The sequence below is a fragment of the Rhizobium sp. TAL182 genome, assembly GCF_002117725.1.
GTDB classification, from domain to species: Bacteria; Pseudomonadota; Alphaproteobacteria; order Rhizobiales; family Rhizobiaceae; genus Rhizobium; species Rhizobium esperanzae.
Map to the genome: position 1 here is coordinate 1114541 of NZ_CP021024.1, position 12902 is coordinate 1127442.

The window sequence follows — 12902 nt, forward strand, 5'->3', positions numbered from 1 at the left end:
GCAGGCCTCAAAGGATTTCATCCATGCTTGATATCTTCAAGAATGACGCCTTCAGCGTCACCTCGCTTACCGACTTCGTCAGAGACATCAAATACCGCCCGGGCCGTATCGGTCAGATGGGCTTGTTCTCGACCACTCCCGTCGCGACCACGTCGATCGCTATCGAACGCATCGGCGATATCCTCCAGCTGGTGAAGCCGACCCCGCGCGGCGGTCCCGGAGAGACGCGCGACATGCCGAAGCGCAAATTGACCAACCTGTCGGTACCTCACTTCCAGCGCGACTGGTCCGTGATGGCCGATGAAGTCCAGGGTGTTCGCGCCAAGGGTTCCGAGACCGAGCTTGAAACGGTGCAGAACATCGTGGGCGAGAAGATCCAGGCGCAGATGAGCGACATGGATATTACGGAAGAGCAGGCACGGCTCGGCGCCGTTTCCGGCATCATCACCTATGCCGATGGCTCGACCCTCAACCTCTTCACCGAATTCGGGGTCACCGAGGAGACGGAAGTCGACTTCGACCTCGACAACGCAAACCCGGCCGATGGAATTTTGCGCCAGAAGGCAACGAAAGTTATTCGCGCAATGAAGAAGCGGCTCGGCAATGTACCGTTCATGTCGGTCCATGCCTTCGTCGGCGACACCTTCTTCGACCAGCTGCTGCAGCACAAGGAAGTGCGGGCGACATATACCGGCTGGAACGAGGCTCAGATCCTGCGGGATTCCTATGTCGGTCTCAATCGCGCTTCCAATCCGATCTTCGAATTTGGTGGCATCGTCTGGGAAAACTACGGCGAAATCGATGGCGAAGGCGTCGGCATCGACACTCTCAAGGCGCGGTTCTTCCCGGTCGGCGTTGCCAATCTTTTCAAGACCTACACCGCGCCGGCCGATTACATCGAGACCGTCAACACGCTCGGCGAGCGCCTCTATGCCAAGCAGTGGCCGATGCCCAATGACAAGGGCATCAACGGCGAACTTCAGATGAACGAGTTGAACATCTGCACGCGCCCAGGCGCTCTGATGGGCGGCCGGAACACCTGATCTAACGCTCTCGGAGCAGCATCATGGTCGACTGGGAAGCGGCGCGGGCATTCACGCAAGAAGTCTGCGCCGAGATTTTCGACTATACGCCGCTCCGCCTGCAGCCGCGGGCGGGGGGCGTGTCGGTCAACCACAAGACCGCCGATGATCCAGATCGTCTGCCGTTCGATTTCCTCGGCACGATCGACCTTGAGCCGCCGGCTGACAGGATTCCTCGGCATCTGCCGGCGGATCCGGGCGTGAAGAACGGGACGGTCGCCTACGATGCGGTGCTGTCGGCGCTGACGACGGGGTGGCCGTATCAGCCGAGGCGGGGCGACCTGGTGATCGAGACTGCGGCCGGCGGGGTGACCTGGCGGATCGAGGCCAGTGAGAAAGACGGGTCGGCGCGGCCGGCGTGGTATCTCGTGAGGAACAAGTGATGCTTGCTGCCGAGGCGCTGCGCCTTGCTGCCGTCGAAGTGCTTTGTCCGACGGCGGCGAGCCTTGCGGGATCGGGGTTTCCGACGCTTGCGGGGCGGCTCGTCTATGACAGCAGGGCTGCCGCGGTCGAAGACCTCGATCGGACGAAGCCTTATACGCCGACGCTGACGCTCCACACTGCAGAGAGTGGTGTCGCGCTGCGGGGAGCAATGGCGGCCGCTGATGACACCGAGGCCGATGCGGTGCTCGATGTCATCGCGCAGCTCGCGGTCGTGGCAGACGATGACGACGGCGAGTTCGTCGATGCGATGGCGGAGACGGATTCGGATGCGCGCCTGGTGCTGGCAGCACTTTGCGCGCAGGTCCGGCTTCACCTCGAGCGCAGCCAGGATGGCGGTTTATGGCGGACGCTGGTGCGGCGGATCGTCAAGATCGAAGCGCAGACCTTCGCCGTGCCGAACCTCGGGCTTCGCTGGCAGCGCGTGACGATGCGGTTCCATTGCGAGATCCGTGACGACGATTTCGACATGACCGGCGGCGGGCTGCCGCAGCCGATGCGGCGGCTCTATGACGCGCTGCCTGACCAATCCTATGCCAAGGCCAAGCTCGCGGCGCTGGCCTCGTATTTCCCAGCCGAGGTCCTGCCGCCCTTTGAGGGCGGGGACGCATACGGTCCCGAGACCTGAAGCCGTCGTTACGACCGGAGATCACGACCCATGTCTGAAGACACATACATCCCCGCCAGGAAGGGGGAGCGCATTCCCATGCCCGGCAACCAGCCGGACTGGCCGGCCGATGGGCGGATGGTGAATTTTGCCAGCCCCTACGAGGCCCGCCTCGTCGCCGACGGCACGCTCAAGCTGAAACCGGCCTCGGCCGATCCCGAACAGAAACCCACAGCCAGAAGGACGAAGTAAATGGCTTCGAACATTCCAGCCAACCTGACCGCGCCGATCTTCGCCTTCGATACACAGTCGGGCGGCCAGTTCCAGAGCGAAACCCGGATGATCATCCTGGCGCATGGCCTGGCGGCCGGCAAGCTTGCCGAGGGTCAGATCGCGATCTGCAACACCCGCACCGATGCGCGGTCGCTCGCTGGCGCCGGCTCGATGCTGGAAGCGATGTTCATTGCAGCCAGGCGCACTGCGCCGGCGCAGGAAATCTGGATCGGCCGCGTCGCCGACAGCGGGACCGCCGAGATCCGCACGATCACCGTCGGCGCGCCGCCGGCCGCCGGCGGGCAGGGCATCCTGCAGATCGCCGGGGAGTCTATCTCGCTGGAGCTTGCTGCGGGCATGACCGCAAACGCCGTCGCGACCGCGCTCGCCGCCGCCATCAACGGCTATTACAACCGGCTGACGGGCATGTCGCTGCCTTTCACCGCGACCGCCGCGACCAATGTCGTGACGCTGACGGCGCGGCATAAGGGAACCTATGCCAGCGGGCTCGATATCTTCGTGCCGGTGCTGGATACGGTGAATGCCTTCGTCGGCCTCTTTACTTTCGCGACCACGACGGCCGGCGCCGGCACGCCGTCGCTTGCCAATATCCTGGCGGCGATGAACGACGATCCCTTCGAGATCATCGTTTCGGCCTTCGACGACGGCACCAACCTCGACCTGCTGAACAGCTTCCTCGGCGAGGTCTCCGGCCGCTGGTCCTATATCCAGCAGCTCTACGGCCACGCCTTCTATCCGAAGACGGACACGTCGACGAACCTTGTCACCTTCGCTCTGGCGCGCGACACGTGGCACCTGACGATGATCCCGCGGTTTACCGACGGCGGCAATGCCGAGCCGGGCTATATCTGGGTCGCGGCCGTGGTGGGCCGCATTGCCGCATGGCTCGGCGGCGGCGCGAACGGCGACGTTTCGCGCAACCAGTCGGGCTTGATCGTCGAAGGCATCTCGGCTCCTCGCGATCGCGCCTACTGGATGGATTATGCGACGCGTGACGCGATGCTGAAGAACAGCGTCAGCACCTGGAACGTCAACCGCAGCGGCCAGGTGACGATCGACAAGATCATCACCCAGCAACAGACGACGAACGGCGCGCCGGATACGACCTTCCGGGATATCCAGACGGTCTACCAGCTGACCTACGCGCTGAAGAAATTCCGCGCGGCTCTCGCCTACGAGCATTCCAACAAGGCGATCGCCGACAGCAACCCGCAGAACCTCGATGCGCTGACCACCGTGAAGGACATCAAGGCGACGCTGTTCCACACCTATCGCGAGATGTCCGGCGTGCTGGAGAATTCCGAGGAGGCGCTGCTCAGCATGGTGGTCGAGCGGGACACGGATAACCCCAACCGCGTCAACATGCGGCTGCCGCTCGATGTGGTCAATCCGCTCGACATCCTCGCCGGTCTCGCGGTCGTCTACAGCCAGTTCCGCGACGCGGCCTAAACCCTCTCAAGCTGAAGGATCAATCATATGGGCAAGGATTTCGGCGGGCGCATGCTGGTGCGCCTCTCTGACGGCACTGTCATGTCGATGCGCGGCACGTTCAGCGTCAATACGGCCGGCCAGTCGAACGAGGCGGTCACCAACCAGGATGGCAGCAGCGATCGCATCGGCACGCCGATGCCCTATCGCGCCTCGGCCACCTTCCGCGACGACAATGCCGATCTCGGCGCGCTGATGCGGGCGCCGCGGCTGAACGTGACGATCTTCGAGGAGTTTTCCGGGGTCACGCACTATTTCACCAATGCGTTTTTCACCGGGGACCCGGAGTCCAATCGTCTGAACGGCGAGTTGACCAACCTGACGGTCAATTCGGAGCAGTATAACCGGAGCACCGGCTAATGGATCCCGTCAAGCTTTCGAAGAGCTATACCGAGAACGGCATCACCTTCGACAGCGTCGAGCTCCGGGAGCCGACCTACAAGGAAATCTTCCGGTCCGGTCTCGGCCGGCCGAACGACTGGCAGCCGACGCAGCACGGTCCGATGCTGGTGCGATATCCCGAAGTGGTCGATGCCTATCTCGAGCGCATCTGCATCAACCCGGGCTACGAGCATATCGGTTGCCTGAACGCCGTCGACTCTCTGAAGTTGGAAGAGGCGGTGGTCGGTTTTTTTCGGGAATTGCCGCCGCCGAAGACATCGCAGACGGATTGATTTTCGCCTTGGGATGGACGGTCGAACGGGTCGAAGCCATGACGCCGTCCGACATTTTCTATTGGGGCGATCGCTTCCTGAGGTTCAAGGAAAGACGTAAGGGCTGATGCGCGAAGTCGAAGCAAGGCTGAAGATCTCGGCCGTCGATCGCACCGGGCAGGTCTTCAAGTCGGTCGCCGGCAAGATGGACCAGGTCAACCGGCGGGCGGGAGAGTTCAACAAGAACCAGGCGGCGCTGGCGCGCACACAGGAGCGGATGGCGGCCGTCGGCCGTATCGGCGCCGTCGCCGGCGTGGCTCTTGCCGCCGGCGCCCGCGCAGCTGTGATCGATTTCGCCGCCGTGGAACGGCAGATGGAGCGGATCGGCATCACCGCCGATGCCAGCGCCGAGCAGACGAAAGCCGCCTTCCAGAACCTGCAGCAGGTGACGAAGCAATTCGCCATCCCGCTTGACGACGGCATCAGTGCGCTCGACACGCTTGTTTCCTCCGGTCTCAGCCTGCAGGAGGCAATGTCCTTCCTGCCTTCCGTGCTCGCCACGGCGCAGGCTTCGGGCGCGGCGACCGAAGATATCGCCAATACTGCGATCAAGGCTTCTTCGGCGCTGAAGATCCAGGCGAGCGACATGCAGCGCGCCTTCGACGTCATGGTCGCCGGCGGCAAGGCGGGCCAGTTCGAACTGAAGGACATGGCGGCCTATATTCCCGAGCTCGCCAATTCCTTCTCCTCGCTTGGCTATAGCGGCCAGGATGGCCTGAAGCAGCTGATCGCCCTCTTGCAGACGCTGCGTGAGGACACCGGCACGGCAGAGGCAGCCGCGACACAGGCGCAGAACATCTTCGGCAAGATGTATTCGTCTGACACGGCGAAGAAGTTTTCCGATTTCGGCATCGATCTGCGCAAGCAGATGGAGGCGGCCAAAAAGAACGGTGAAGATGCCGTCTCGGCCTTCGTGCGGCTGTCGAAGGAGGCGGTGAAGGGCGATCTCAGCAAGCTGCCGCTGCTATTCACCGACCAGGAATTCCGCCTCGGCATGCAGTCGCTGATGACCAGCGCCGACAGCTACAAGAAGTTCATCGACGCGGTGAACAGTTCGAAGGTCGACGGGACGGTCTTTCGCGACGTCGATCGCGTGCTCGAGGGGACGCAGTCCAAGATCGACCAGCTTTCGAGCGATTGGGAGAAGCTCAAGCTTTCCTTTGGCGAGACGATCGCGCCGGCGGCGTCGACCGTCATGCAGAGCATTTCGCGCGGGCTGGATTACGACAATGCCAAGCAGGAAGGCGCCAAGAAGCGCGGCTATTCCTGGCTGCGCCGAAACCTCGGCTTTACCACAGAAGCCGATGCCGACGATCTTGCCTATGAGGGCGGATATCGCAATGAGGAGTGGCTGAAGACCTACCAGCAGAACAAGTATCTGCGCGGCGCGGTGCGCCCTTCGACCGGCCGGCAGAGCGCGCCCGTTGTCACGCCGGAATTTCCGGGCGGTGGGAGGAACTTCGGGCCGAAGAACATGCCCGGGGCCGATGCGCCCGTTCCGATGGCGCGACCGGCAGGTGCTTCGCCGATTGCCGACTTGCAGAGGCAGTATCAGGAATATGGGCGCGGCCGCCAGATCGCGGAATCGTTCACCTCGCAAGTGGGAACCGATGTTCTCGGCCCGATGGAGCGCAGGCTGGAGACCGCCGCCAAGTCGGTGGCGGATGGCGGCAGGGAAGGCGCAGATGCGATCACCGGTTCGGCCGACAAGATAAGATCGGCCGGAACCGACGCGGGATCCTCGATCTCGACAGCTGCGGCAAAGCTCGAGGCGGCGGCGCAGGCCTTGGCCAGTGCCCTGTCAAAGGGTGTGTCGCTCGTGCGTTCGTCGACCGCTGCTGCGGTCAACGCCAATACCGGCCGCAGCATGGCCCCGGCGCCTCCGAATGGACCCGCCGGCGGCGGTGGCGGCGGAGGGTTCTGAGATGAGAGACTGGAAAAAGACGCTGCGCCCGGCCAGTTTCAGCGGCGTTTCCTTCTTCGTCGACTACGACGAGCTGACGGCGGGCAAGCGCCTGGCGCTGCATGAGGTGGCAGGCGGGCGGCAGACCGTCGTCGAGGAGCTGGGCCTTTCGACGTCGGTCTACGACGTCACGCTCTATCTTCTTGGCGATGCGTCCGATGCTCAGGCCCAGGCGCTGAAGGACGTCATACTGGCATCGGGTCCCGGCTTCCTTATGCTGCCGATGGACGGCGCGATGATGGCGACGGCGCAGGGCTTTCGGCGCTCGCGCGCCAAGGATCGGTTCGGCTACGTCGCTTTCGACGCGACGTTTATTCCGGCCGTCAATGATAGTGGCGCCGTGCTCTCGCTCGGTGATGTCACCGCGACTGTCGCGGCCGACATTGCAGCGGCGGCTACCCAGTTCGCACGGTTTTTCTGAGAGGTTTCATGGCAGCGGACAGGCAGACGGTGCTGGCATGGCTGGCGGATCTGTCGGCGACGATCGTCAGCGATGTCGACGATCTCGCTGACGTCACTGCACGGATTGCGGCTGCGCCTGGTCTCGATGCGGCGGCATTCGCGGCCGAAGCGCTGGCGCTGACGCGGATCATCGCCGAGAGCGTGACGGCGCCGGCAGATTTCGACCGGTTTTCGATACCGGCGACGGCGACAGGCGAGACGGCGCAGGCCTTCGCGATTTTGGTTGCGATGGGTTCGGCGATTGCCGGGTGTCGGGCGGAATGGCCTTCGCGGCCGGCGGCACGGCGGGCGCGATCGCAGGTTTCATCCGCCGGCGACGCAGGGGCAGCGGGCGCCAGCACTCTCGGCGGCGATGGCGCCGATCTCTACGCCTGGCTGACGGCAGTGACCGCCATTTCATGCCGGCTGATTTCCGAGATCGCCGCCGATGCGGCGCCGGTCATCCGGATTGAGACCGGCATTTCCCTGCCGTCGACCGTGCTGGCATACCAGCTCTATGGCGATGCGGCACGTGCCGGCGCTTTGATCGATCTGGCGGGCTCGGCGACGCCGATGGTGATGCCGACGCTGTTCGATGCGCTCGCCTCATAGGCTTGGCCGATGCTGGAACAACTGACGATATCGGGCCTGCCGCCCTACAAATCCATCTCGATCACCTCCTCGGCAGAGGAGGCGGTGCGCAACGCCACGATCGACCTGGTGCCGGCAGGCAGTGGCGTTCCGGTGCGGCCGGGGCAGGCTGTGACGATCAAGGCGGGTGGCGACCTGCTGCTGACGGGTTATGTCAGAGACGTGCAGCCGAGCCACGACGCGAACGATCGGAAGCTGTCGGTCACTGTTGTCTCGCGGACGGTCGACGCGACAGAATGTTCGGTCGATCACCCGACGGGCGAAGTCCTGAAACAGGACCTCGCAGGCATTGCCAAGGCCTTCGATACGCTCGGCGTCGGGGTCGAGAGCGATGGGAGCTTGCCCGTTGAGCCGCGGCATAAGCTCCGGACGGGCGAGACGCTGTTTGAGACGATCGAGCGGCGCTCGCGCGGACGGGGCATCCTGATCTACGACACGCCGAAGGGAAAGCTGAAGCTCGCCACGAAGCCGGAAGGAACCCATTCCGGCGGGTTGATCTGGGGCAAGAATATCGAGCAGGCTTCGTCGTCGATCACCGAATATGGGCGGCATAGCGAAGTCCGCGTGCGCGGCCAGTCGACCGACGGCACGGACAAGCAGCAACTGCGGCCTGAGGCGGTGGCACGGGATACCGGCGTTTCGCGCAAGCGACCGCTGATCATCCCCCACGAAGGCGAAGCGACGATCGACCGGATCATGAAGCGGGCCGACTGGCAGGTGAAGCGCGGCGCCGGCTACGCGGCCACGGCCTCGGTTACGACAATTGGTTGGCGAGACGGCGGTGGCCTGATCTGGCAGCGCAACTGGCTTGTCTATGTCGAGGATCCTTGGATCGGCATCGAGGGGATGATGGTGATCAAGAGCGTGACGCTCACACAGGACAGTTCCGACGGCGGCAGCGGAACGACGGCGACATTGTCGCTTGCCGATCCGCGCGCGCTCGGCGGCGAAAACCCGCGCGGCAAGACGGCCGGCGCCTATGCCGCACCTGGTGCGATCACGCCGGAGTACGAGGACCAATGAGCGGCCGGCGGATCGAGCTCGACGGCGAGAATGTCGAGAAGGGCGGGCAGCAGTTCGTTTCGGGGCGCGGGCTCTTCAACGACGGCTATACGCGCATCCACCGGATCGAGCCGCACGGCTTCGCCTCGATGCCGGTCAAAGGCGCGAAGGCGCTGCTGCTGGCCCCGAACGGCGACGCCGACCAGGCCTTCATCGTCGGTGGCGAGCATCCGACGCACCGGCCGGCCGACCTGCCCGGCGGCGGGACGGCGATCTACGACGCAGCGGGCAACATCATCAAGTTCGTCGGCAGCGGGATCGTCATCGACGCCGCCAGCCGCACGGTGACCGTGACGGCCGGGACCTGGACGCTGAACGGCGATTTCGTGCTGAACGGCGACCTTGAGGTCAACGGCAACATCCACGCATCAGGCTCGATCATCGACGACGGCGGGAACACGCCGCATCACACGCATTGAAGAATGTCGCAGCAACCGCGGCTGGAGGCGTCGGCTTCCATCCGTAAAGCAGTGCTGCCGAAACGGCGCCACGGCCATCCTCCGACAGGTTGGCGGCGCCGTCGAGATCCGCGCCCCGGCGGTTCCGGGCAGATCAAAGGAGAAGACGCATGAGCGCACCAACCGTAAGAGCAAAGTTTTTCGTCGCCGATATCAACCATTCGGAAACGCCCGGCAGTGATCCCTATGCAATGATCACGATGATGCCGGTGTTCGGCACCTATGGCGACGGCAAGGACAACGAAAGCTGGTCGAAGTACACGCCATCCGGAAAGATCGAAATGTCGATCACCAATCCCGGCGCGATAGATGCCTTCGAGAAGGGCAAGGCCTACTTCGTCGACTTCACGCCGGCCGACTAAGCCATGCTGAAAATCATTCCAGCCGATGACGCCGAAGAGCCTTACCGCGCGCCGGATCTCGGCTGGAATGGCATTTCCGGCGACCTGATCCTCAATCCGCTGACGCACCCGACCGCGCCCGGCGATTTCCGCGCCGAGCAGGGCCTGGCGACGCAGGTGCTGATTTCGTTGATGACCGACCGGCGAGTCGAGGCTAGCGAGCTGCCGTCCGGGGTGGAAAACCGGGGTTGGATCGGCGACAGTTTCGACACGGCCGAGGGCGAGACGCCGCTCGGCTCGAAACTCTGGCTGCTGCGCCGCTCGGCGCTTTACGATGGCATCGAAGTCAAGGCGCAGGATTATGCCCGCGAGGCGCTGCAGCCGTTGCTCAGCCAGGGCGTCGTAGCCCGCATCGATGTGACGGCGACGGCCAACCGGCCGCTGAAGCGGCTCGATCTCGCCGTCTCGATCTATGGCCGCGACGGCACCAAGCTTTACGACAACAAATTCGAACTCCTCTGGAGACAAATCGATGGCGTGGCAGATCCGCTCGCTTTCTGAGGCTTCCGCTCGGGTACGCGGCGCCTTCCGGCAATATCTGCCTGGCACCGACACGGCGCTGAAGAATAATTTCGTGACGGTGACGGCCAAGGTTCTGGCGGCGCTGGCGCATGAATTCGAACTGCGCATGGCCTACCTGTCGAAGCAGCTCTTCGCCAGGACGGCCGAAAAGCAGTTCCTCGTCCAGCACGCGGCCGAGTTCGGGATTTACCGGAAGTCGGCTTCGGCAGCGCAAGGCGTCATTATCGGCTCGGGTACGGCCAACGTCACCTATCCCTCGGGCATACGTTTCGTGTCCGGCTCGATCTCCTATGTCTCCAGCGCGCCGGCGTCGGCCGATCCGTTGGGTGCGCTCAGCCTGAATGTCGTGGCAGAGTCAACTGGAGCAGCGACCAACCGCGACGCTGACGGCACGATGGCGCTGGCAGATCCGGTGCTCTGGCCTGATCTTTCCACCGCGTGGCTGGTCGGCCCGGCGGGGATCGGCGGCGGAGCCGACACTGAGAGCGATGACAGCCTGCGGGCGCGCACGCTCTACCGAAAGGCCAACCCGCCGGGCGGCGGCAAGCTCACCGACTATGAGGCGATTGCCCTCGATGTGCCCGGCGTCGTCAAGGCGTGGGCCTTTCGCCAGCCGCTGGCGCCGGGCTTCATTGCGGTCTACTTCCTGTTCGAAGGCCGCCCGAACTTGATCCCGACCGAGGGCGACGTCCTGATCGTCCAAGCGGCAATCGACGCGAAGCGGCTGATCCGGATCGACGACAGCGTCGCCGTCGCGCCGACGCCGGCGCCGCTCGCGCTGACGATCGATGGACTTGCGACGGACAGCCAGACGGTGCGCGACGCGATCGCCGCGGCGGTGACCGAAATGCTGGTAGAGCGGTCGCGGCCTGGTATCCCCGGCGACACCTTCACGCTATCGCGCTCGTGGATCTCGGAAGCCATTTCAGGTGTGACGGGCGAGGACCGGCACGTGCTGGCATGGCCGCTCGACGACGTGACCTACACCAACGGGCAATACCCAGTTCTGGGGACGATCACCTATGGCGCGTAGTTCCGCGTTCAACACGATCACGCGGGACCCCGCCGCCGCCTTCGGCACTGTGAGCGTGGCGGCCCCGTTCGATGCGCTGGCGGCCCCCGTCAATGACGACCTCATCTCCTCGGCGCTGACCATGCTGCCGCAGGGCGCGGCGTGGGGAACGCCTGACGGCGAGGCGATGCCGCTCACCCATATGCTGGCGCGCTTCGTGCGCGTGCTGATCGACGGCTTCGTATGGCTCTATTCGCGCGCCTTCAGGCTGACGCGCGAAGCGATCTCTCAGGGTGCATCGGAGCTGCTGCCGGAATGGGAGGCGGATTATGGTCTGCCGGAAGCCTGTTTCACCGGCGAGATGACAACGGCGCAGCGCCTCGTTGCCTTGGGACGGAAGGTGCGGGCCGACGCGGTCAATACGCCCGGCGACTTCATCCGCCTGGCGCTCGACTATGGCTTCGAGATCGAAATCGAAGAACCGGCGCTGTTCGAATGCGGCTTCTCCGAATGCGGCGGCAAGCACACGGTCGGCTCCTACATCGAGGAGACCTATTGGATCGTCCGCGTTCGGGATGCCGGTATCAGCTATTTCGAGTGCGGCGCCAGCGAGTGCGGATACGACCCGCTGTTTTCGCTGGGCGCGGCCGAAGAGATCCTCTGCATGCTGCGGAAGATGGCGCCGGCGTGGACGCTGCCGGTGCTTGAGCCCTGGATCAATTACGCGCGCCTCGTGATCGAGGGCGGGCGGCCGATCGTCACCGAATACGGCAACCACATCACCGTTGCCTTGCCTTAACCCGACGAGGAAGAAATGGAATATAACGCCCCTTACGGAAGCGCAGATCCGAATGCCGCCTATGTCGACCGCAACACCGCGGCCGCGACGAAGGGGTCGGTTCCGCCGGCCGCTGCGATCGAGTATCCGCAGCGCGAGATCATGGCCGTTATCGCAGCGGCCGGCATTTCAGGCTCCAATGCCGACCTGACGCAATTGCTGCAGGCTATTCAATACCTGATTGACGCAGCGACGGGTGCCGGCGACACGAGCAATTACGTGCTGATGCCGGCGGCGCGTGCGCGTTTGCCGATCTTTCCCGAGGTCCTGACCTCGGACGGCCGAATTCCGGTCACCTCGCCGTCGACTGGGACGGTTCGCGTACCCGCCGGCTATGATTTCATGCATCGCGGCATCTTCACGATAACGACCGTGCAGACGGATTTTGCGACCGTCGCCAACAAGACCTATCATCTTCGCTGGAACCCAACGAACGGCTTTCAGCTGAAGGACCTGGCGGATGCCGCCTATAATCCGGGCGCGCTCGCTGAAACCGATGTGAGCTTCGACAGCGCCTACGACAACATGCTGGTGGCGCGCGTCGTCACCAGCGCCGGCAATGTTGCGACGATCACCAATCTGGCGAACCTGAACAAGATCATCGGTTCGATTTTCGACAGCGGCAATTGCCAGACGAATTCTGGTGCGAACGTCGCGACGCGCACGACGAGCGTGACGCGCAACTTGGCTCGCACACCTCTTACCGTCGTCGACGTGGTCCGCGTCGACGCGAACGAGAACGGCGCCGATAGCGACTATGTCCTCTCCAATGTTTCGACCCGCTACGGCTCGTCGATCATCATCGTTCGGGACATGGCGACTTTAATCGCAATCAACGTGCTGCATTTTGCGTGAGGAGCCGACATGCCTGCTGATATCCTCATCGAGGACCTACCTCTTGGCGCGCCATCACGCTTAGCCTGGGTGCC

General features: G+C 63.8%; 17 protein-coding genes. All 17 read left to right on the forward strand.

All coding sequences use genetic code 11. From position 1 onward, the window contains the following. Positions 1 to 23 precede the first annotated feature (23 nt). The 17 genes from Tal182_RS05610 (at position 24) to Tal182_RS05685 (ending at position 12828) form a co-directional block, all read left to right on the forward strand. A complete protein-coding gene (locus Tal182_RS05610) occupies positions 24 to 1043 on the forward strand; it encodes a major capsid protein (protein ID WP_085858483.1) in 1020 nt (339 codons plus the stop codon). 23 nt (positions 1044 to 1066) lie between these two features. Further along, positions 1067 to 1465, forward strand: coding sequence for a hypothetical protein (locus Tal182_RS05615; RefSeq protein WP_085858484.1), 399 nt, complete (start codon positions 1067 to 1069; stop codon positions 1463 to 1465). After that, on the forward strand, positions 1465 to 2151 hold the full coding sequence (locus tag Tal182_RS05620) for a hypothetical protein (protein ID WP_085858487.1): 687 nt from the start codon (positions 1465 to 1467) through the stop codon (positions 2149 to 2151). The genes Tal182_RS05615 and Tal182_RS05620 overlap by 1 nt, the downstream gene beginning before the upstream one ends. A gap of 30 nt (positions 2152 to 2181) precedes the next feature. After that, positions 2182 to 2382, forward strand: a complete 201-nt coding sequence (locus Tal182_RS31615; RefSeq protein WP_125461458.1) for a hypothetical protein — start codon at positions 2182 to 2184, stop codon at positions 2380 to 2382. Then, positions 2383 to 3873 carry a hypothetical protein gene (locus Tal182_RS05625; RefSeq protein ID WP_085858489.1) on the forward strand — a complete coding sequence of 497 codons (1491 nt, stop codon included), beginning with the start codon at positions 2383 to 2385 and terminating at the stop codon, positions 3871 to 3873. A 27-nt stretch (positions 3874 to 3900) separates the two neighbouring features. Then, a complete protein-coding gene (locus tag Tal182_RS05630; protein WP_085858491.1) occupies positions 3901 to 4272 on the forward strand; it encodes a phage tail tube protein in 372 nt (123 codons plus the stop codon). After that, a complete protein-coding gene (locus tag Tal182_RS05635) occupies positions 4272 to 4586 on the forward strand; it encodes a phage tail assembly protein (protein WP_085858493.1) in 315 nt (104 codons plus the stop codon). The genes Tal182_RS05630 and Tal182_RS05635 overlap by 1 nt, the downstream gene beginning before the upstream one ends. 106 nt (positions 4587 to 4692) lie before the next feature. Next, a complete protein-coding gene (locus Tal182_RS05640; protein WP_085858495.1) occupies positions 4693 to 6549 on the forward strand; it encodes a phage tail tape measure protein in 1857 nt (618 codons plus the stop codon). Position 6550: 1 nt separating this feature from the next. Beyond that, positions 6551 to 7009 carry a DNA circularization N-terminal domain-containing protein gene (locus Tal182_RS05645; protein ID WP_164517761.1) on the forward strand — a complete coding sequence of 153 codons (459 nt, stop codon included), beginning with the start codon at positions 6551 to 6553 and terminating at the stop codon, positions 7007 to 7009. A gap of 8 nt (positions 7010 to 7017) precedes the next feature. Further along, positions 7018 to 7641: a hypothetical protein gene (locus Tal182_RS05650; RefSeq protein ID WP_085858498.1), complete on the forward strand. Its 624-nt coding sequence runs from the start codon at positions 7018 to 7020 to the stop codon at positions 7639 to 7641. Positions 7642 to 7650: 9 nt separating this feature from the next. Continuing rightward, complete coding sequence (locus Tal182_RS05655; RefSeq protein ID WP_085858500.1) at positions 7651 to 8703, forward strand: phage baseplate assembly protein; 1053 nt, start codon at positions 7651 to 7653, stop codon at positions 8701 to 8703. Then, positions 8700 to 9161 (forward strand): phage baseplate assembly protein, encoded by a 462-nt coding sequence (locus Tal182_RS05660; protein WP_085858502.1) that lies wholly within the window; start codon positions 8700 to 8702, stop codon positions 9159 to 9161. The genes Tal182_RS05655 and Tal182_RS05660 overlap by 4 nt, the downstream gene beginning before the upstream one ends. Before the next feature lie 149 nt (positions 9162 to 9310). After that, positions 9311 to 9562: a hypothetical protein gene (locus Tal182_RS05665; protein ID WP_085858505.1), complete on the forward strand. Its 252-nt coding sequence runs from the start codon at positions 9311 to 9313 to the stop codon at positions 9560 to 9562. A gap of 3 nt (positions 9563 to 9565) precedes the next feature. Then, positions 9566 to 10102, forward strand: coding sequence for a phage GP46 family protein (locus tag Tal182_RS05670; protein ID WP_094299089.1), 537 nt, complete (start codon positions 9566 to 9568; stop codon positions 10100 to 10102). Next, positions 10074 to 11156, forward strand: coding sequence for a baseplate J/gp47 family protein (locus Tal182_RS05675; RefSeq protein WP_164517762.1), 1083 nt, complete (start codon positions 10074 to 10076; stop codon positions 11154 to 11156). Before Tal182_RS05670 ends, Tal182_RS05675 begins: the two co-directional genes overlap by 29 nt. After that, entirely contained in the window at positions 11146 to 11934 is a 789-nt protein-coding gene (locus tag Tal182_RS05680) for a putative phage tail protein (protein WP_085858509.1), read from the forward strand. The genes Tal182_RS05675 and Tal182_RS05680 overlap by 11 nt, the downstream gene beginning before the upstream one ends. 15 nt (positions 11935 to 11949) lie before the next feature. Next, positions 11950 to 12828, forward strand: coding sequence for a hypothetical protein (locus Tal182_RS05685; RefSeq protein ID WP_085858511.1), 879 nt, complete (start codon positions 11950 to 11952; stop codon positions 12826 to 12828). Positions 12829 to 12902 lie beyond the last annotated feature (74 nt).